The organism is Curtobacterium sp. MCLR17_055, from assembly GCF_003234305.1.
In the GTDB taxonomy this organism is placed as follows: Bacteria; Actinomycetota; Actinomycetes; order Actinomycetales; family Microbacteriaceae; genus Curtobacterium; species Curtobacterium flaccumfaciens.
Genome location: NZ_QKSX01000001.1, coordinates 51,688 through 71,777, shown reverse-complemented (window position 1 = coordinate 71,777; position 20,090 = coordinate 51,688). Strand labels below are relative to the sequence as shown.

At 64.2% G+C, this 20,090-nt stretch carries 18 protein-coding genes; 8 read left to right on the top strand and 10 right to left on the bottom strand.

What is annotated here, in order from left to right; all coding sequences use genetic code 11:
* Positions 1-3 precede the first annotated feature (3 nt).
* On the bottom strand, positions 4-1,257 hold the full coding sequence (locus tag DEJ09_RS17885) for a hypothetical protein (RefSeq protein WP_181433212.1): 1,254 nt from the start codon (positions 1,255-1,257) through the stop codon (positions 4-6).
* Positions 1,258-1,624: 367 nt separating this feature from the next.
* Between DEJ09_RS17885 and DEJ09_RS00330 the strand changes: the two genes are divergently transcribed.
* Positions 1,625-2,692, top strand: a complete 1,068-nt coding sequence (locus DEJ09_RS00330) for an EcsC family protein (protein ID WP_181433211.1) — start codon at positions 1,625-1,627, stop codon at positions 2,690-2,692.
* A gap of 315 nt (positions 2,693-3,007) precedes the next feature.
* Positions 3,008-3,931 (top strand): hypothetical protein, encoded by a 924-nt coding sequence (locus tag DEJ09_RS00325; protein WP_111087283.1) that lies wholly within the window; start codon positions 3,008-3,010, stop codon positions 3,929-3,931.
* 930 nt (positions 3,932-4,861) lie between these two features.
* Here the strand turns inward: DEJ09_RS00325 and DEJ09_RS00320 are convergent.
* The 3 genes from DEJ09_RS00320 to DEJ09_RS00310 form a co-directional block, all read right to left on the bottom strand.
* Positions 4,862-5,230: an Lsr2 family protein gene (locus DEJ09_RS00320; protein ID WP_375537948.1), complete on the bottom strand. Its 369-nt coding sequence runs from the start codon at positions 5,228-5,230 to the stop codon at positions 4,862-4,864.
* Between the two features lie 150 nt (positions 5,231-5,380).
* Positions 5,381-9,007, bottom strand: coding sequence for a DUF4365 domain-containing protein (locus tag DEJ09_RS00315; protein ID WP_111087282.1), 3,627 nt, complete (start codon positions 9,005-9,007; stop codon positions 5,381-5,383).
* Positions 9,008-9,317: 310 nt separating this feature from the next.
* Positions 9,318-9,554 (bottom strand): transposase, encoded by a 237-nt coding sequence (locus DEJ09_RS00310; protein ID WP_111087281.1) that lies wholly within the window; start codon positions 9,552-9,554, stop codon positions 9,318-9,320.
* 96 nt (positions 9,555-9,650) lie between these two features.
* Between DEJ09_RS00310 and DEJ09_RS00305 the strand changes: the two genes are divergently transcribed.
* Positions 9,651-11,264, top strand: coding sequence for a HEPN domain-containing protein (locus tag DEJ09_RS00305; RefSeq protein WP_111087280.1), 1,614 nt, complete (start codon positions 9,651-9,653; stop codon positions 11,262-11,264).
* A 354-nt stretch (positions 11,265-11,618) separates the two neighbouring features.
* Here DEJ09_RS00305 and DEJ09_RS00300 read toward each other — a convergent pair whose 3' ends face one another.
* Complete coding sequence (locus DEJ09_RS00300) at positions 11,619-12,824, bottom strand: hypothetical protein (RefSeq protein WP_146245636.1); 1,206 nt, start codon at positions 12,822-12,824, stop codon at positions 11,619-11,621.
* 337 nt (positions 12,825-13,161) lie between these two features.
* Here DEJ09_RS00300 and DEJ09_RS00295 point away from each other — a divergent pair, with 337 nt between their 5' ends.
* The 5 genes from DEJ09_RS00295 to DEJ09_RS18495 all read left to right on the top strand — a co-directional run bounded on the left by DEJ09_RS00295 (position 13,162) and on the right by DEJ09_RS18495 (position 17,139).
* On the top strand, positions 13,162-14,940 hold the full coding sequence (locus DEJ09_RS00295; protein ID WP_111087278.1) for an ATP-binding protein: 1,779 nt from the start codon (positions 13,162-13,164) through the stop codon (positions 14,938-14,940).
* Between the two features lie 149 nt (positions 14,941-15,089).
* Positions 15,090-15,422 carry a hypothetical protein gene (locus DEJ09_RS17880; RefSeq protein ID WP_146245635.1) on the top strand — a complete coding sequence of 111 codons (333 nt, stop codon included), beginning with the start codon at positions 15,090-15,092 and terminating at the stop codon, positions 15,420-15,422.
* A gap of 7 nt (positions 15,423-15,429) precedes the next feature.
* The gene (locus tag DEJ09_RS17875; protein ID WP_146245634.1) at positions 15,430-16,008 is read left to right on the top strand and encodes a hypothetical protein; all 579 of its coding nucleotides are present in this window, start codon (positions 15,430-15,432) and stop codon (positions 16,006-16,008) included.
* Between the two features lie 155 nt (positions 16,009-16,163).
* On the top strand, positions 16,164-16,898 hold the full coding sequence (locus DEJ09_RS00290) for a hypothetical protein (RefSeq protein ID WP_146245633.1): 735 nt from the start codon (positions 16,164-16,166) through the stop codon (positions 16,896-16,898).
* Positions 16,899-16,959: 61 nt separating this feature from the next.
* Positions 16,960-17,139 (top strand): histone-like nucleoid-structuring protein Lsr2, encoded by a 180-nt coding sequence (locus tag DEJ09_RS18495; RefSeq protein WP_111087447.1) that lies wholly within the window; start codon positions 16,960-16,962, stop codon positions 17,137-17,139.
* A 74-nt stretch (positions 17,140-17,213) separates the two neighbouring features.
* Here the strand turns inward: DEJ09_RS18495 and DEJ09_RS00280 are convergent, their stop codons facing one another.
* From DEJ09_RS00280 to DEJ09_RS00270, 5 genes are all read right to left on the bottom strand, one after another.
* Positions 17,214-17,615, bottom strand: coding sequence for a hypothetical protein (locus tag DEJ09_RS00280; protein ID WP_111087276.1), 402 nt, complete (start codon positions 17,613-17,615; stop codon positions 17,214-17,216).
* On the bottom strand, positions 17,612-17,986 hold the full coding sequence (locus DEJ09_RS17870; protein ID WP_146245632.1) for a hypothetical protein: 375 nt from the start codon (positions 17,984-17,986) through the stop codon (positions 17,612-17,614). The genes DEJ09_RS00280 and DEJ09_RS17870 overlap by 4 nt, the downstream gene beginning before the upstream one ends.
* Positions 17,983-18,570, bottom strand: coding sequence for a hypothetical protein (locus DEJ09_RS00275; protein WP_111087275.1), 588 nt, complete (start codon positions 18,568-18,570; stop codon positions 17,983-17,985). The genes DEJ09_RS17870 and DEJ09_RS00275 overlap by 4 nt, the downstream gene beginning before the upstream one ends.
* Positions 18,571-18,644: 74 nt before the next feature.
* A complete protein-coding gene (locus tag DEJ09_RS17865; protein ID WP_146245631.1) occupies positions 18,645-18,869 on the bottom strand; it encodes a hypothetical protein in 225 nt (74 codons plus the stop codon).
* Between the two features lie 211 nt (positions 18,870-19,080).
* Positions 19,081-20,079, bottom strand: a complete 999-nt coding sequence (locus DEJ09_RS00270; protein ID WP_111087274.1) for a metallophosphoesterase — start codon at positions 20,077-20,079, stop codon at positions 19,081-19,083.
* Between the last annotated feature and the right edge of the window lie 11 nt (positions 20,080-20,090).

The following is a 20,090-nucleotide window of genomic DNA, read 5'->3' as shown; positions in this document are numbered from 1 at the left end:
TCCTCAGACACGGATATCGCCTTCGTGATGGGTGCATCGAACGCTCCGGGAGATGTACGCCTGCCTGAGCCGCGGGTGGTGAATCGGACCGTTCTGCGCAACCAACCAACAAGCCTGAGGTAGGAGAGATGCTTGGCGAGCAGTCGGTGCAATCGTGCCGTGGTGCGGAACGAGGATCGTCATGTAGCGTGCCCTCAGTCTGGGGTGCTGAAGTGTCCGTCGGAGGCCGAACCCCTTCACATCCCCCATTGCAAGGAGTCGACCGCTACCGCTCGAAAGTACGAGACTCAGCTCGTTGTTCAACCCCTGCAGGCGACCGAACAGGTCTTTTATCGGTTCGGACACGGTTGTCTTTCCGCTGGTCTCAACCCGTGCACCGGTGCCGTAGGAGTCCCCTAGCTTACTGGCGTCCTCGAACTCGCCGCCGTCGTCACTGTTGTCGCCGTCGTCATCGAACGCGTCTTCGGACTCATCGAATGGTCCGGCGAGGTCGTTCTGAGCCCGCTCCCACGGATCGAAGGCGTCGCGTTCGCTGACGTCGAGATCGATGTCGGCGCCCCAGGATCCTCCGTAGGCTTTCTCGAACGCATCGTTGAGCCAGTCGTTCTCCGGACGGTTCGCCAATTCGCGAGCACGTCGAATGAGGGCTGTTGCTCGCCGCCCCCAGCCGACGGGTAACAGGGCTGGCGGCCAGAGCACATTCCAATCCTGTCCTGCCGCGTGAAAAGACTGCCCGGCGTGCTTCGGGCAGCGCTGCAGCCGGACCCCTCGTGCCGCCCAAGCGTCAATTACCTCCGCCGTGCTGCCCGCCGGGTACGCGGGCATATGCGTCGCTAGAGCTTGTAGCAAAGCGGGCACCCAGCGGGCCGTCGCGGGCAGATCCGGGTAAATGAAGTCGAGAGTCCCACGAATGACCGCTGCCTGCGGCAGCAATGCTGGCAGCGCCGCGAGACCCTTCCAGTGATCGGCGTCGAAGTGCGACACCGCAAGGCTTTGCAGTCGCGATATACGCGGCAGGATCGACTTTGCGAGCCGATGAGCCGACAGAGCGCCGGAGACGTCGTAGAGACTGCCGCAGTCGATGACCATCATCGAAGAAGTGCGCAAACTGTCGACCACACTGCAGGCACCGTCACCGACGTCAACAACATCCATACGAGTCATCAACTGTTCCAATTCTCCCCGTAGGGGCGATTGCAGCGGCCGGTTCCGCTGCTCGCCGCAGTGCGTCGGCCGGACAAGCGTGTCACGAGACATGCTCGGCTTGGCTCATCGACGACATCATGGCACGAGACGCTCCAGCAGAACGGGACGCCTGGTACCAAGCCACGATGGAAGCGTCGGCTCGCCGAGCTGTCGAGAGCCTCCTGTCCAGGTGGGGAGCTTCCACCGAGCGCCGGTTGCAAGCAACTTGCCGTCCTCTGAGCATCCTTCCGCAGCTCAGCGGCAGCATCGACACGACCAATGCGGTTGGCCACGGATCCCGTACCTACCTACACGGGCAGACAATCTCGGTTATGACGAAACGGGGCCTCCTCTGCTTGGGCCATACATCCGCGAGGTGTCGTGTGGCTCATGGTCCGTGGTCTACTTACCAGGAGGCTTCATTTCGAGCGGAGACGTAGTGATCGACGGCATGTCCGAGTACGAGCGGCGCGCGTGGGACAAGCTCGTCGATTATGAGCGTGTGCGCCGACGCGGTTTGCGCGCACGCGCTTCGCCCAAGGCCGCAGAGATGGCGTCTTCTACCGGCGAGTTCGTCAAGCACATCCCCGGTGTGAGCCGCGTCGACGTGGTTTTGGAAGAGCACATCAAGGCCCCGCTCGGCGGCGCCGCGACCGCCGCGTTCGCGCCGGCAGTGTCGACCTTGTCGTATGAACGCAGAGTCCGTCGCCTGCACGCGAAGCACCCGGACGTTGTCGAAGCATCCCTATTTGAAGCGCTTGACCTTCGGGTGCTCGACAAAGGGCGGCCGAGGCAGATCCCGCCAATCGCGGGCACGGTGGAATCCGCTGGCGCCTCCCTCGTCATCACGGGGCTAGAGGTTTTGACGACAGTGACCGGGGGCGCGTCAGCGGCCGCGATTGGCCTTGCGATTGCGAGCGATATAGCGTCGTCTCTGGCACTTCTTGGCCGGGCTATCGCGGAAGTCGCTGTGCACTACGGTTATGACCCCGCCGAGCCCGAAGAGGAGGTTTTCCTCCTCGGCGCGCTGTCGTACAGCACCGCCACAAGTCTTCAGGCCAAGACTGCTTCGCTGGCGGGGCTCGCTCGTCTCAGTCAGCAGATGATGCGAAGAGCGACGTGGAAGGACCTTGAGAAAGAAGTCCTCGTCAAGATCGTGCAAGCAGTGTTCGAGAAGGTTGGGGTGAACCTGACGCATAAGCGGCTCGCGCAACTCGTACCGGTGCTCGGCGGTCTGTTCTCGGCCGCGTTGAGCTACGAAATGTTGGACCGTGCGCTGAAGGACGCCACCCGCGTCTACCGGGTGCGTTACCTCGCTGAGAAGCACGGCGTTTCGTTTCAGTCGTGGGTGGACGACGTTGAGCGGGGCGGCGAGGAGGGTGCGGCTTGGACCGGGGCCCACGAGGGCGAGGACGAGGACGAGCTTGCCGTCGATGTTGCGGAGATCGCCGAGGAGGCAATCGAAGCGGCCGACGATCCGGAGCATTCGGAGGACCGTCCGCAGTAGTCCGTCCCTCAGTGAGGAGTGCTCCGAGGCGGTCAGCGGGTGAGCGGGGGCATGCTGGTTACCGTAGCAATCTCCTGTCGGGCCCGATCGTGGCGATTCCGGGGGCCTGGAATAACTCTGGGGCGAAGAAGGGAACGTCAAAGGGCAGCTGCGACGGTGCCGGCCGTCGTGCGGAGCCGTTGCCGCGGAGGCCGCCTGGGATGATCTTCTCAACGCAGAGGCTTGGTGGCCGACGGCGCACCTTCCGCAGAGGGGCGAAGACGCGGTCTGTGCGCCGCTACACCGCGTCCTCGGCGTCGGGCTACGGTGAGCGTTGTGCTGAGTGACTTCCGCGTTTGCCATTACACGAGTGCTGACGGGCTTCTGTCGATCCTGCGTAGCGGGACCCTTTGGGCGACCTCTGCCACGTTCATGAATGATTCCGAGGAGATGCAGACCGGGGCGACCGCTTTCGCCGGGCTGCTGGAGTCACGCAGGGAAGATTTGACTGAGGACGAGATCGAGCACATCGAAGCGAGCGGCCTTGTCACGGGCACGGGCGCGTTCGGCAACTTCCTCCTGTCGGCTGCTACGGACCCGGACAAGCTCACCTTGTGGCGCAACTACGGCGTATCCGAGGTTGCGTACTCGGTGGAACTCGATCCAGCAACGCGACTCGTTCCGCTCGCGCAGGTGTCCGGTGATGCTCATCCGTCACCCCCGGCTGGTTACTTTGACCGCGAATACCAGACCGACCCAGAAACCGGTGACCGCTTGTCGGAGGATCCGCATCCCGACACTCTCGCCTGCATGGGCGGCGGATGGCGGAAGGTCACCTACGTCACCGGCCCGGAGGATCCGACGATCGCGGACCACTTCGAGCGTGACTTGGAGCAGTACCGTGCACGACAAGGCCAGCCGGGCTTCTGGATCCCCCGCTATATGCTCACCAACTCGGCGTTGGACTTCATCAAGGACGCTGGCTTCGCCGACGAAAGCGAGGTGCGATCCGTGCATTGGGTGAACCCGTGGTGGAAGTTCGTGCGGTACCGTGCGGGTCGCTTCGGTGTTACCCCGTACATCGAGTTGACGACGATGGACGAATCAGAGGACTTCGCAACCTCGGCGGGGAAGCTTCCAATCAAGTCCGTCACTGTTGGCCCCAACGCGCCAACAGGCGCCAAGCAGGCAGCCCGGGCACTTCTGCAGAGCTACGGCTACGACGCTCCCGTTCAGCGGAGCAAGACGCCATACCGCTGAGGTCTTAAGCGCTCCCATGTCGCTGTCCACGCGCTCCGTCCGACGCTGCCGTGCCAGCGTTCGGACGCTGCTCGAATGCGGGTGGTTTGGTTCGCAATCGGGCGGATGACGCCAGCGGCACCTGGGTCGCACCCGACGCGCCGAGCGCATCACACCGGTTCTCCCGATGGGCTCGTTGGCGCCACAGGAACTCGCTGCTGCTGCAGTTTGCACCTGTTCTGGTACGCCGAAAGTTGCGGTCTCGACGGCCACCTGCTGCGCGTGGTCATGGTCCGCGAGGGTGACGCGAGAAGGCGTTGCCCGTGCACCAGGTGGAGCCGACGGCGGCTGTCCGCTCGGTCCGCTGTTCGTGCGGCCGCTAGATGGACGGGGCAGGGCGGGGGTGAAGGCTGGCGCGAATCGCGAGCGTCCTACGACTGTGAGCCCGCGTCTGGACGGCAACGTCACCGATTGATCGCGCTCAGTCGCCGAGACGGTAATCACCGTCGGCAAGCCACGTTCCAGTGGTTTCGTTTCGACGCGAGGCGCACCCGGAGGGAACGTGCGTACGGGGTGAGTTGGTGAGGCAGTTCAACAGCGACGGTGACGGCGGTGTTGAGCAGTGGCTCGATCGTGACCGCGATCTGAAGAGCTGTTCCAGCAGCGGGGTCGTTCGTCTCCCGGAGGAGAACCGTGGCTTTGGCCGGGTACTGCGTGCGCTTCACTCGGCAATTGTTTGACCCGTTGCGTGAGAGACGTGTTCACCGAGCGGCGCGCAGCCCGGAGCGCGATGTCGAATCATCTCCCGCTGTGTGAACAGCGGGCGCAAGCGGCACCGCTCACGGCGTCACGTTTCGCGGGCCGCGGCCGCACCGAAGCTGCGCGTTTGATGCTGTGGCCAGCGGCCGCTTCAGCGGCCTCCTGGCTGTAGCTCAGCGCTGGCAGCAGCTGCTACTTCTTTTCTGCGTAGAACGCGTCCTTCACGCTCTGTGCGATGCGGCCGCGCTGCGACACATCGTGTCCGTTTGCGCTCGCCCATTCGCGGATCGCCGCGAGGTCTTCCTTCTGAGCGGACTGAGTGCGGGTGCTCCGCGTCCCGGAACCGGCGTTTCGTCCGCTGACTCGCCGAGCCGCCGCAACGTAGTCGCTGAGCGCTTCGCGGAGCGTGTAGGTGTTGCTCTCGGACAGGTCGATTTCGTAGTGAGCGCCGTCGAACGCGAAATTGACGGTGCCGCCGTTACCGTCCTCGATGGTCGATCCGTCAAGATCATCGATGAGGGTCGTCGTGACCTTCTGCGCCATTTGCTGCTCCAAGTTCATGGGAGGGGATGGTCAATGCGTCGCACTGATTCCCCCGAATTAGCAGACCTGCCTGCGCGGATCTCTTCGGCGACAAGCAAATGAACAGCGTCGGCGCTCCGCCAGATCCCCGGCAAGCAACAGAGCGGAGTTCTTGAAGCGCTGACGATGTCAGAGTTCCGCGGCGGTGATGGCGCTGAAGAGAGTCGTGGCGTGCGGAAGGTAGTCCGTGGATAGCGACGCGCCCCGAAGGAGTGTTGCGGCGGTCAGAACTTTCTTCGCGGGGTCACCACCTCCGTAGATCCACGCCACCGCTCGAGCACGTTGCAGCATTCCCTCCAGCCGCTGCGGGTCCGGGTTCGCCGCCCAACTCATGACAAGGACCACAGCGATGTGGACGATGGGTGAGGTGTTTCCCGCGATGGTGACGGTCGCGAGTCCTTCGCTGGCGCACAACTCCCACCGTGCGAGCGCTTCGGGTTCGTGGTGAGCAGCTGCGCCGGTGAGAGCGTGTTGAAGCCACTGGAATGGTTTCTTCGTGGCGAGCCACCATGCTGGGCGAGATATCGATGGCGCCGCAGTCGTACCGGACCAGGCTTCGGCCTCGCCAAGCTCGTTGAACTCCTCCCTGCTGAGGGTGATGCCGGTGGCACCGAGGCTGATCAGAGCGAGGCGGTTGTCGCGGTCAAGTTGGTGGTGATCGGTCGTGGTTGGGAGGTGTTGCGCTTCGGCTGCGGCTTTGAGGACGGCGTCAGTACCGAATGCGGCGATGCCGAGTTGGCGCGCTATGGCCCGTTGGCCCGCGTCATCGGACCATAGCGGTGCGTTGCGCTGAGCAGCGAGCAGCAGCGCATCCGACCAGGGGGCAGGGTCGTCGGTGGGGAGCTTGAGGGTCGCGGTGAGTTCTTGGGAGTCAACGTCGAGCGCGTGCACCATTCCGGCGTAGAGACTCGCATCAGAACGGCATTTGACCCGCTGCGCCTCCGTATTGTCGATCCGAACCATCCCGCCAGTTCGGTGGTCGTACGCAAGGACGCCGTCATTATGAGCGTCGAGCCGGCGGTTGTTGGCGGAAGCGAACAGATCGTGGACTACGGACGGGGTTACGAGCGCCGATGAGAACAAGCTGCGCAGTTCTGCCCACCGCTCAAGTCGGTGGCCGATGATCAGCGCCGAGGCGTCGACGACGACGGCTTCGTCGAGCGCATCTCGGGCAACTGTGACTTCGGTTTGGTGGGTGTCGTCGTCGCCGGCACCGACCGGGTACCCCGGTAGTGGTGTTCGGTCGTAGTAGGCGCTGTAGGGCTCGCGTTCGGCGTCGGCGACGATCCCGATGGGGGCTCCGCGTCGGAGCGTCCGTTGCACAAGGCGCCGACGTTCCTGATCTTGCTGCGCTTGCTCCGTGGCCGCAGCAAGTTCTTCAGACAGGTTCGGGACCGGTCGAAGCGGTGCTCCTTCAGTTGACGTTGCATGCTGCGTGACCAGCGCTATGAAACGGTCTCGCCACGAGGAAGCTGTGCCAGGTTCGACTTCGTCCCAACCTGCGTCGCTGAGGTCGACGCGAGTGACCACATTGGATGTGAGCGTCCCAGCGATCTGCTGGTCGGAGTGCGCTTCGGCGGCGCGGATTGCGGTGCGCGCGTCTGCGGGTTGCCACTCGGATGCCATACGTGCGGACAGCCAGAGTTCAGCCTGGTAGTCCGTGGCGGGCTCAAGGTGTTCTTCATCGATGAGTTGGGCTGCTCGGTCGTATCGGTAGAGGCGCAGCCGGACGAGGACGAGATTCCATGCGTCCTCTACCGCGAGGACCGGCTGTTCAGCTCGCGAATCGAGATAGTGAGCTTCGGCGGCGCCCCACTGTCCCTTGGTGGCGGCGCGTTGGGCGAGCGCGCGGTGCAACGTCGGACGTACCTCGGGAACGACGCGTCCGGTCTGCAACGCGCCCGAAGCCACGGTCGCGGCGTCATCGATACGGCCGAGGTGGAGGAGCGCTTTCACTTCGAGGTCGACCAGCTCGACTGTGTCGAACTGCACCGCCGCGGCTCGTGCCACCGAACACAGCTCAGCCAGCTTGCCTTCGCGCTGGTAGAGGATCACGAGGTTGGAGGCTGCTTCCAGTCGCTCACGGGCGAGTCTTCGAAGGTGCGCTCGACCGCCGGGCTTCCCTGCTACCGCGTCGGCGTCAGCGCCCACGATCTCGACGAGGGTGGCTTCTATCTGGCCGGCCTCGACGAATGGTTGCAGCGCGAGAGTGTGATTTTGTCCGGCCCAGGCCAGCTCTTGAACAATGTCGAACGCCTGAGCGATTTCACCGCCGCGGACAGCAGCTTCGAGCTGTTCCACCCAGTACGCCACGTACTGATCACTTCCGTGTGGGGCAGGTTCGAACGTGACCTCGATACGTCGAGCGGCGTCACGATCGTCGACTGCGCCGACGATCGCTGGCCGAAGATCACGCCGGCCCAAGTTGGTCGCCGCCGCCATCGCCATCTGCGCGACCTCTGGCCGGCTGGCTTCTTCAGGGTGCGCTTGTCCGACCGGGGGAAGGCAGCACAGACGGAGAACCGCGTCGTTGCGTCCGTTCAGCCCGTACAGGCGCGCGAGGAGGTCGAGGTAGCCGGCGGTGCTGCCACGCCACGACCGCCGTTGATCGACCGCTGCCTGCAACGCGTCGATCGCCTGCGCCACGTCGGAGCGTTCGGCGTGCACTGTTCGGGAGCGGGCAAGGAGGAATTGTGCCAGCATCCGCATCGTGGGGCTGCTGAACGGTGCTCGGCGGAGCGCGTCGTTCGCGTATCGCACTGCGTCGTTGACGTTGCCACCGCGGTAGGCGAACTCTGCGCGCATCGCGAGAATGTGGATGTTCTCCAGCGCCTCGGGAGTGGTGAGATCAACGGCGTCGAAGGCTCGTTCCCCGTGTTCAGGATCCTCAGCCCACAGGCGGAGAATCCGAGCCCACACCCCATCGGCGGCGGCGCTGAGACGGTCGAGGATACGGACTACTTCCTTCGGACTGTTGTCCATCTCGATGGTTGCCAGCCGAATATTGGCGCGGTCCGCGGCTCCCTGATCGCTGCCCGTCCCGATCCGTTCGAGCGCGCGACGAGCGTCGTCCCACAGGCCGTGCTCTTCTGCGTAGCCGGCGATCGCTGCCCACAGTGGGGCGGCGTGAGCGGTGAGCCAGTGTGGCGGCTGATCGGCGAGGGACCGGCAGATCGCTGCCGGGTTGTCGGTTGTGGACAGCAGCCTGGTGAGTCGTTCTGCACTGCGCCGATCGTATTGCTCCGCGTCGCGGAGACGGTGAGCGGCCACCGGCGGGAGCTTCGTGAGGTCGTCGGTGAAGGTTCTGTACTCGGCGCTCCAGCGCGCGAGTTCCTGGAGACGCTTCCAGGTTGCCTCGTGTCGAAAGGAGTGTGTCTCGGGGACGTCGATCGCGAAGCCCTTCCCGGTGGGGCGCAACGCGGCGGGAGTGACTTCTTGCCAGAATGCTTCATCCCGATCGAGGTCAACGAGCACCAGGATCACCGGCAGGGTTCCCTGCGTCCAATAGGTGGCGTGACGTTGTGAGGGCCGATACCGCCATCCGCTAGCGGTTCGTTCGCTGAAGTAGGCCTTACCCGTCTTCACTTGAACGGCGATGAGCTGCCCTTCGCCGATGCCGTCGGTGCCGATCTCGATCTGCCCGTCGATGCCTTGGTCGATTGCGCTTGTCTCTCGGAAGATCCATCCGCGCTTCATGACCTCTTGCGCAAGCAGATTGACGCCGCGCTGCGCGAGAAGATCTGTTGCCTGCGTCATCGTTGCCCTTCAGCCGGGAAGGTGCAGAGCACCTGATCGGATGCGGGCAGCCTAACGTCGACCGCAGACGCGCCCGGTCGCCGCCGCCGACGTGCACCGCGACGACCCGACGTTTGTGTGCCGGTTCATCGCCGATGACCTCCGTGCAGCCGGCCTGCTCGTCTCGGAGCGGCACGTTTGGCGACCGTGCTCGCAGCAGCGGCTCTGGTCACTGCACGCGAAGAAACGGGGCCTGACCCGGGCCGGACCACCAGTGCATGAGCTGGGACTGGGCGAAGTGCGCCGCCGCCCGACGGAGGATCTCGTTATCCTAATCGAGCAGCCGGATACGTTTCTGCGCTTCCCGCAGGTCGGCTTGCTCGACCGCTTTCGCCGACGGCGCCGCTGCAACATTGATGCCGTCGTCGCGGTCAGCGAGCCGCAACCAGCGGGCCAGGCAAGACTCGGACACGCCGAAGTCCTTCGCGACTTGCCGCACCGACGTCTCGCCCTTTCGGGCGACCGCGATCACATCTCGGCGGAACTCTTCCGGATACGCCTTCACCATGGCGCACGTCCTTCCAGCAGGAGCCAATGCTCCTACCTCTCAGGAGGTCAACCGAACCTGCAGCAGTCCCACACGATAGTGAATTAGCGTTTGCTGGTGACCCCGGATCGATTTACCCTCTTGCGCGAAGACCTCGGCCCCCGCACCCTTGCGTACCTGCTCGGCGCAGACTTGAGCGCCGTCGTCGCATGGGACAGTCAAATCGAACTGGATACGCTAGGTCCATCGCAGCTCGCGGTCCTCGAGCAGCTCAACCTCACTCGAGCTGTCCGCATCGAGTCATCCGGGAGCCACCCGCAGGCCACCTGGTCACAAGTACTCATCGATGGCGCAAACATTGACGACCGCGGGCTCGGCACAGTCTGGCGAATACTCGCCGGAGGCGCCGCCCACGGCTTCGATGTGACGGGTCTGTCCCTCGCAACCCTCCTGACACGGATCGCTGTCGACGCGTACCCGAGCTTGCTGCTCCACGACAGCTTCAGGTCCGACGGATTCGGTATGTCGATGGTGTCGCTGAGGACACATCCTCTCTTTGAGCGATTCCAAGCGGCGGCCATGGAGGACGAGGCACTCGGGCCTCTCTTCACGATCGGGCGCGAGGCAGGCAACGAACAGGACTTGTTGTACCGCAGCGTGGGGCAGGGGTTCACGTTCCAACCGTCCCTATTTGTCGACCAACTGGTGACAGCGGCCTGGATCGGAGCGCAGCTGCAGTCGCCGGTCCCGACTCCTGATGATCTCGCCGCCGAAGTCGAACTCCAGCTCGAGCGCGCACGCGAGGCGCTCGACGGCGCTGTTCAGATTCCAGTACGAATCGGCTTCACCGGCGTGCTGCTCCCTCGCGATGTCGAGAGAATCGATCTCGGCTGGGGCACCCTCCGACGCGTCGACGAACGCGATCGCTACTTCGCCGACATCGCTCGGATATCAGGCGGCACAAGCACCACCGACGAGGACGGCTATACAACCGCCATCGCCTATAGCGGCGACCTCGTCCTTGAGACGTCGGCGCCCTACACAGCGTCGATCACCCACCGTCCCGCAGACCAGCCCTGGATCCCGCCGCTGCTTCAGACGACTACCGCGATCGAAGAGGCCGCCGAGACACTCCGTCTCGCACTGCTGCTGAGCACCGGGAATCCTCAATCGTCGATCTACCCCACATGGCGCGCAGCCGTGGAGCCCTTCAGCTACGGCCGCATTGTCAACTGGGGCGATCCGGTAAACGCCGTGGGCCTGTTGCCCGCTCGACTGACAAGAGCAGAGGTCGATTCCTGGCGCCGGTGGGCGGTCGCCGTACATGATCACCGCCCTCACGTTGGCGTTGCCGTCCGACGGTTGCTGCAGGCAATCAACGAGCGTAAGCGCGCTGAGGACATCCTCGTTGACGCGGTCATCGTATGGGAGAGCTTGTTCGGCATCACGCCCGGCACGACGAAGGGTGTCACGGAGGCACTCGATCACCTGCTGCACCGACCGGGCCAGGATCAGGAGGCCAACAAACAGCACCTCCGGGATATCTACAACGCTCGGAGCCGCGTGGTGCACGGCGACAGTGAATTGGACGATTGGACCCTCCGACAGATGGCCTCCGACGCAGTCGCCATCTCCATCGCTGCACTGCAGCAATTGTTCGAATCACGGACGGATCTACTCAGTCTCCCAACCGCCAAACACCGCAACCGTGCTGTCCGGCAACCGAGATAACCGGGCGAGAAGCGAGGAGCCGTGACCTGACTGGTGTCTTGCTCCGGTTCTGTGTCTTAGCGCCGAAGGCCCACCAGTGTCGGAAGCTCTGAGGCAGCGCTCGCGCGATGGTGTCGCCGGTGCACGTCGTGGTCGAGGTGGCCGCACTCCGGCTGGGCGGATCTTGTGATCGGCAAAAAGTATCCCGCTCCGATCGAGGTCGTCGCCAACGACGTCGCCGAAGCAGCCCGCGGCACCCTCGTCATCGGCACCGCCTGACCCCGACACCGACTGCAGCGAAATCGACGAAACAAAGCGTGGCTGCTCACAGCGCCTACGCAGCGCCCCTCCCGCAGCGGTAGCTGAGCAGGTGCTTCAGCTCAGCCGGAAGCGGGGATCTAAAGAGCGTTCGTAAAGCACCGCGTCGGAAGCGATGTTCCGGACGTCTGTGAACCGATCCCAGGCCGCTGTGAGGACAGGGTTGCGCTCGAACTGTGAGATGTCACCGAGCGCACGCTCAAGCATCCAAGTCGCCCGCTCGTCTTCGAGTATCCCCAATAGGCGACTCCCGATCTCGCTCGCCGGGAGCCGTGTCAAAAGCTCCAGGCCGCGCAGCGAAACGACCATCGACGGTGTCTGCCCGCTTGTACCGTACGAGGGCAGCTGAGAGTTCGCGAGATAGAACTGTTCCGCCGTCACGACCAGCCCGACGATCGGTCGGTCAGTCGGGATGTGCGCGACGGCCGGGTTGCGGTCACGGATGAGCTGTGCCGTGAGGTCGAGTTGTTTCCGCGCCTTGACGATGTGCTGGCTGGCCACCGTCATCGCCTCACCAGCCAGGGCGCCAATGCTGGGACGCGCGGATTTGCACTCGATGACGACAACGGCGGTGGGAGTGACGAGCGTCCAGTCCGCGGTCCGCTTGCCCCCGTCCGGATGCCACACCGTATCGGGGAACGCCTGCGCATTCGGCACCTGTTGGAGGAGAGCGCCGGTGAGCGCCTCCACTCGACGTCCGAGGTCGATCGCAAACTGATTCTCCCATCGCCGCATACCGAGGTAGTAGAGCGACCGAGTTGACAGCGCCTGTGGAACCAATGGTGCGCTGGGCGCCAACGTTCCTCGAGGCCCGAGGTCCACAAGCGGTCGCGTGGTGAGCGGGTTGTACGACAGCCGTCCTGCGATGGGATGACGCTCCTGCGCACTGCGGAAGGCAGCCTGATGCTGCGAGGGGGTACCGGAGAGGTGGCGGATGGTGGCTTGCACATCCGCCCGCGCCTGAGGGCTGAGCGCCGCACGGAACTGCGGTTCGTCGACCAGCGACGCGTTGAAGCGCCCGTCGTCCTGCAATACGCCGACGTTGATGATGAACAGCGACATGAGGGCTCGTTCCAGCGGCAGTCCGAGCACTTCGTCCCAGGGCACGGGATCGAGGCCCGGTACTGCGATGTCGAAAAGCGCAAGCGAGCGCGCAAGCTCCTCGAACATCGATTCCGCGTACGGAAGCTGCTCGTGCATGATCGGGGTCAGCAGTGAGTCCAAAGACGTTTCGTTGTCGGTGTCGATGATGTCCCAGTACATCCGGGCAAGCGCCTCGACAGTCTCTTGGACCGGGGCCAAGCGCGATCGGTTCGGGCCGAGTACCGATTCCTTCGCGACAGCACTCAAGGTCCACGGCAGCCATCCATCGGGCTGCTCCCCGCGAACGCGCTTCGCCTCATACCGCGCCGATGCCCGAGCAACGTGCACGAGCAGTCGCCCACGGTCGTACTGGCCGACCGCGTGCTTGAACTTCAGGTAGTCGCTGATACCTGCCCCCTCTCCTGCAAACGCGACGCCGTCTCACGGGCATCGTTGCGGCCGCGAGCGTTTTCCACTAGTTTTACCAAACCCTACACAGTGAAGGGTTGGGTAAAACTTGGCGAATACGATCGCCGTCGATGTGCGGACGGCTCTTGACCGGATCCGGGAGGGTGCGGTCGCGGACGCCATCGAGGGACAGGCCCTCGAGTTCAAGACCGATGGTCGTTCCCTGGAGGCAGACCTGGAGAACCTGGCGGTCGCCGCCGCATGCTTCGCCAACGCCGACGGAGGTCTTCTCATCGTCGGCGTGGACGACAAGGTGTCCGGCGCGGATGCGTTCCTTGGAACGCGCTTGGACGCCGACAAGACGCGCCACCGCATTTGGGAGATCACCGAGCCACGACTCGTCCTGGATGCCGAGAACGTCGACTACGAAGGGGTGCAGGTCCTCGCGATCGAGGTGAAACGTGGCGTTGCAGTCCACTCCATGAAGAAGCACCTCCCGACCGAGCGGGTGGGCTCAAACTGCGTGCCGATGACCGCGGAACGGATCGCTTCGGTTGTCGCCGAGCGTCGAGGGGAGGACTGGTCGGCTGGCGACTCTGCAATCTCGGTGCTTGAAGCGGACGCGCTCGCAATCGCCACCGCACGGTCAATGCTCGAGCGGCACTCGAAGGACGCCCTTCGCCGGCTCGCGCGCGCTTCCGATGCAGACATCCTCCGGGGGCTCGGCGTGGTGACCAGTAGCCAGACGCTCACGAACGCGGGCGCGCTCCTCTTCACTGGCCAGCTGAACCGAGGCGAGGAGATCGCATACATCCATCGAAAAACACCCGCCGGTGCGCTCGTAGCCAACGAACAGCTGACCGCGCCGCTTCTCACAGCAGTTGCCCGCACGTTCGAGTTGATTGAGAGTCGCCTCGACAGCACAGCCGTGTCGATCGGTAAGGGACAGCAGGTGCATGTTTCCGACTTGCCCGAAGCCGCCGTCCGGGAGGCTGTCGCAAACGCAGTGATGCATCGGGAGTATCGACAAAACGGGCGCGTCACGATCGAACACACGCAGACTCAGCTGGCAGTTACCTCACCGGGCGCGTTCGTGAGCGGGGTCCGGCCCGACAATTTGCTCACGACGTCCTCGCGAACTCGGAATACGCAACTCGCGCAGGCACTACGAACGTTGAACCTGGCCGAAGCTGCTGGTACCGGCGTGGACAAGATGTACGCGGAAATGGTCCGTGTTGGTCATCAGCCGCCCACATTCTTACTGGAGGGCGATACGGTCCGTGTCTCTCTCGCTGGCGGTGCTCCGAATACCGCTATCACCCGTTTCGTAGCGACGCTGCCCCCGGAAGAAGCCGGGGATGCGGACACGATGCTCGTGCTCTTGCATCTGCTGACAAATCGCACCATCAACGCCGACACCGCCGCCCTGCTGTTCCAGAAGAGTTCTCCTGAAGAAGCGCAGGGGGTGCTAGATCGACTCGAGGGAGACCCGGTGATGCTCCTGGAACCGACGCGTGAGAGCGTCCGGCGCGCGCATCCCCGGTATCGTCTGCGAGAAGGGGCGCTCAGTGCGTTGGGGGCTGCAGTTACCTACCGGCGACGCACCACCGATCAGCTCGATCGGAAGGTTATTGAGCTGCTTCGCGAAGCCGGGACGGTGAACGCGAGGATGATCAAGGTCATGCTTGATTTGGACACTCGATCTACCTCTCGATTGATTACGGATCTGGTTGACCGGGAGCTTCTCGTCAAACAGGCGGGAGCCCAACGAGGTCCCGCCGTTACCTACCTGCCTGGCCCGTGCTTCCCAGCGAAGCAGCCATCGAGCCGTCGGAAGGCAGTTGACGACCCCAATCAGTTGGCGTTCGATCTCGGCGACACCATGTGAAAGTGGCGGTCGGAAGAGGGATCGCTCCGGCCCGCGCCGACTCGCCAGTCGGTGCGCTGAGAAGGAGGACGGGCTGCGTCGTCGAACTTGAACGCGACCGGATCGATCGGGAGGCCGTGCCCGCAGCCCGGTTCGCCTAAGCTGAGTCCGTGTCATGGGACAGGGATGAAGTTGATCGTGCGATGGCGAATGCCATCTTGGACGAGAAAGACCGGCGTGAGGCTGAAGATGAGAACGACAGGGTCGTCCTCATCCGCAATGACTTCGCAGGTGTCTGGGAACTACGATATGACGGCGCACCGGCTTGGAATCGGCAACTCGATCAGTTTCTGTCTGTCAGTCGGGCCGACGACCGTGCTGCCGTTGACAGCCTGGTCGCGGCTCGGGGACTACGCGTAGTCGGGACAGCATGGTTCTCCATCGAGGGTGGTTGGGCCAGTTGGGTCAGACCGATTGCGTCCGCCGGTGACGAGATCAGCTGACCGCGACATGCGAGACGACACGATCGATGGCCGCGCAGATTCGAGCCGAGGGCGTTTGGGCGTCTCTGGCATCTTCCTCGTGCTGGCCTTTTTCCTAGCAGCAGTCACCATCGCCCTTGGGGCGTTTTGGGAAGCAAGAGGCGCGGCTGACGCAGCCGGAGGCGCGTACGCTTTTTCGGCCGCGTTCGTTGCGCTAGCGATTACTCTCGCCGCAACCCTCCCTGCTCGTTCCATCGCTGACGTCTGTGCGATCGGCCTTGCGTTCGCGGTCGTCTACCTTTTTGGTGCGACGCAAAATTGGCATCTGGCAGGCTGGGGACTAGCCTTTCTCCTACTTTCGGTCGGCGCAGTCCAGGTTCTCGTCACGAGGTGGGCGGTCACCCACGACCGCTCCTTCGGGAGCGCCTCTGAGGAGAGTCCAGCCAGCCTGCGGCAGCAGGTAAAGAATCTCCGGGATTACACCGATGCGTTACAAAAGCGGCTAGAAGAAGCCGAGGAGCGAGCCGAGCGGGCGGAACGGAAGCACGACCGCACCTCCGGCAGTTCGGAAGGTTCTGACAGGCCCGACCTCACCCGCCCCGCGTGATCGAGCGTTTAGCCCGCGACAGTGCTCTTGTCGACATTACATAAGTGCCGATAGATAATTTGGGATGCCTGTTAGGGAGCGTACCTCAACAAACACCCGACTACTATGGCAATGCCGACCACGGGAGCCATCCCGGACAATGAGAGGGAGGGCGCATGTTTGAGCACGATCGTGATTACCCGGCAGCTGTCACAGTTGACGGCTCGAAGCGTCCCGAAGATGCGCAACGACACGCAGTGAAGTGGGTACTTGAGCAGGCGCGAACCGTCGGCGGTCAGGTGCTCATCTACGGTCCAACGAAGCAGAACATTACGGATTCGAACGGCCTCATCGGGCGCCTTGCCGCGGAGAATGGAGTCGTGACCACTGGATGGCGCGGCACCATCGCCGGTTGGAGCGGCGGCCCCGTCCTCGCGGCCTGGCCAGACCGGGATCACCTCGCGAAGATCGCGGACGATCGGCGAGTGCGAGCGCTGTGCGTCGTTCCCTTTGGTACCGACGCCATCACGGCATGGGCGGGCGCCGCGAAACCGCAACTCCTCGGCGACGCGCAGCTCGCCGTGACCGCACCGAACCTTGATCCAGTGGTCGCTGTTGCGCTCACTCATTTGACATCGATGGTCAACCATGCCAGCAACCTGGTGGGCCCGTACGATCGCCGCGACGCAGTCGCTGTTCTTCGCACCCTGCACAAGGGCGGCTACCCATTGTCGGCGGCCGATGTGTACGCCTGGTCACTGGCGCATGGGTGGCCGGCTCGTGGCGCCGACCGACTTCGCGAGATGACCGAGAAGATCGCCGCGGGCCGAACGGTACAGCTGAAAGGAACCTGGCCGTTCAAGGCTGACATCCTCCAGCGCTGGGAAGCGGAGGCGAGGTTCGACGTCTGAGGTAGTCACGCGCATCCGGACGCCGATGCCTGATGTAATCCGGGAGTAGTTCTCCGATTACATCGCGGCCGCGCGGAAAATCGGGAACACCTCTCGCCGACCGTCCGGCTCCCCGTCGTCTCAAACTGACCCGACCAAACTCGCGAAGATCCGCAGCTGGACGGCGAAGAACGGCTCCGAGGTGCATTCTCGGGGCCGTATCGGCCGCGCCGTGCGAGACGCGTACGCAGCAGCCCACTGACGCGCTATAAGGCGGCGACCGGGGCGCATCATGGACCGGTCACCGCCCGCTGTCGCGCGTAGCCGCCGCCCGCATCATGACGATGCCGATGTCTGGGCGCGCCACACGGTGACGCGAAGGTCGACGTCAGCCGCGGTGGGCGCGCCCCAGTACGGCGCAGACAACGGGGCAGCGATTCGAATCGATGCAGGACGCGCCGCCCAAGTAACGGGACCCCATTCGTCGTAGACGCGCGGGCGCAGGTCGCTACGCGTCACCGGGTCGGTGACGGTCGCGCCGATCACGGCGAGCAGCGAAATGCCCGCGGGGGTCCCGTCGGCACCGACGGCGTACCCCAGCGTTATGAGGATGTCGATCCCCGGGCCCGGGTTGCGCGGCTCGAGCCCGAAGCTTCGAACGAAGACGTAGGACGCGTCCGTTGCCACGTCGACTGGGAACGTCGCTTGGGTCCTGCGGTTCAGGCCGGTGAGGGTCATCGGTGCCGCTTCCCGGCGGGACGAGGCACGTTAAGGACTCCCCCGTCGCTGGCGGCGGGGTGGAGTAGGTAGCCAACTGGTTCGCCGTGGAGGGTCATGATGTATTGACGGTGACGGTGACGGCGGAGGTACCGGTGGAGTCGGCGAGCATGGCGGCGCAACCAGCGCTCGTCGACGAACTGCCAGGGGGTGGTAGTGCGCTTGGCGGCAAGATCCTCATCGATGAGCCTGCCGGCAGCGGTCACGGCAGCAGCCACAACGTAGTCCTCCACGTTCATGCCCTCGTGGACGCTACTCGCGGTGAGGAGGTTAGCGGTCCGGGTGGACAGTTCGATGGTGATGTGGCGGGTTGCATTATTTGTGGGGTTCATCGGTGAGCCCAGCCTTCAATCAAGTGGACGACGGCGGCAGCGGGGTGTCCTGCCATCAGCCAGAGGCGCGGGGTCAGAGCTGCTTCGGCGTGAAGAGCGGGTTGGGACAGGCTCATGAAGCCCGCCATGGTTTGCGCTGTCACACCGGCGTCGCGTGCGGCGGCGAGGATCGCGGGGAGCCCGGGGAGAAGACTCGTGGGCAGCGTGTCGGTGTACTGCCAACGCGGAATTCTGATGCTCCCGGCGATGTCGACCGTGAGGACGCGGCCTTCGCTGGCCATGGCCAGCAGGACTTCGAGTTCGATCCGGAGGAGCCGAGCAGAAGTTGCGGCGGAGTCCGATTCGGCGACGGCGACCGCGGTGTTCTCGGCAGCGTACGTCTGGAAGGCTCCTGCTGCGATTTGCTCTACCGCATCCTGCACGTCAGGATCGTCCGGTTCGAGGGTCGGCGGGATTGGGGGCCTGTCCGGCGGCCCGCTGCGGTGCAACGCGTAGAGGACGGCGCGATAGAACGCGTCAGAGTTCATGTCGTACTGGCGAAGCAGATGATCGATGCGATCGATCAGCTCGGGCGTTCGAGTCATGGGTGGTTCTCCCAGTTCTGGGTTCTGGGCCGCTCGGAGCGCGGCGGCCGTCGATTGGTGTCTGGTGGGGCGGGTCAGGAGTGCCTCATCGGGGTGCCGAATCGTCCCGGATCGCGGCCTGCGTCGCGCTCCTCATCACGTTCGGCGAGATGCTGCTGAACGAGCTGGTCTGCCCATTCGGGCTCGGCGGCCGCCTTCGCTGTGGCGACCCGAAGTGCCACGGTGTACTTGGCGTACGCGGGGTCGCCGCTTCGCTGGAGAAGGCGGGCTGCTCGCTGGATGCCTGTGTGCTGAGTCATGATGAGTTTTCCTTCGTGGAGTGTGGTTGTGGGGCGGTTGTGGTTGGTCGGATGGTGGAACGGTGCAGTCGACCTGCGGGCAGTGACCCTGCGTGTGGTTGGTCATCGTGCTCGCCGACGCCTTCAGCTGCCGGGGTTCAACGGCGGCTGAGTGATGGAGGGTGCGATGGTCGAGGTTGACGTCGTATTCGTGTCTGCTCGATGTGAGCGGTCACTCCCCATGCCCGCTCTCTCGCTGCCGATCAGCCTCAGATGGGTTGGGTGCGTGTTCGCACGAGGCCTTGGCGGCTGGGTCTGGTTTGGCGTTTGGGACGGCGTCGAGCCAGGTGAAACGAAGCGGGTGGAGTGCGAGGATGCCGATATTGCCGGGCGTACCGACTACCGCGAGGCTGGCTGTTGTGGTTCCGTCCGCGTGCTGATGGGTATCGCGCACGTGCATGTGGCCGTGGAAGGTGTACCGGGGGTGGACCCGCTGCTGCAGGTCAGTGACGAGCGCCCGGGATTGGGCACTCGCGTGCAGTCGCTTCGGCGGCCATCTGCTCGCTCGTGCGGTGATCGCCGTGATCTGAGACAGGTCGTTGTTTGGTGCTTCGTGCAGCAGCAGTACGTCAGTTTCGCCAGCGGCGGCGACCCGGTCGACGTCGGCGGGTTCTGCGAGTTCGTGCCGGTCCCAGGTTCGGTGGGCGGGACCTCGGTCAAGGGAGGCTGCGCCGCCGAAGGACAGGAATCGGATTCCGTGCAGTTCGAAGCGGAATCCACGCGGCGCGATCCAGATTCGGGAGGCGATGCGGTAGGGGCGAGCTGGCTGCCGGGAGAACTCTTCGTGCAGCTGCTGCCACCATTCGTGATTGCCCGGAGTGACAAGGAGCCTGCGGATTCCGTTGGCCGCGAGCTGCGCGTCCAGCCATTCGATGAAGCCGCCTCCCGGGCTCTGTTGCTTGCCGTTGTGCAGGATGGGGGCGGCGTAGCGGAGATCACCGAGATGCAGGATCGTTTGCACATCGGGTGCCGTTCGTCGGAGGTGGCGGAGAGTCGCGTCGACAGGGTCCTTGAGCGATTCCCAGTCGCCTGCGATCGCGATGCGTGGTTCGTTGGGGAGCGACAGGTCGGTAGACGCTGATCCGTCGGCGGTTGGCCAGACCCGGTGTGCTGAGGCGTTCAGGTGCCGGCGGCGGTGCGGCTCGGCTGGTGTCGATGATGTGTGGCGCATCTTCGGTTCCT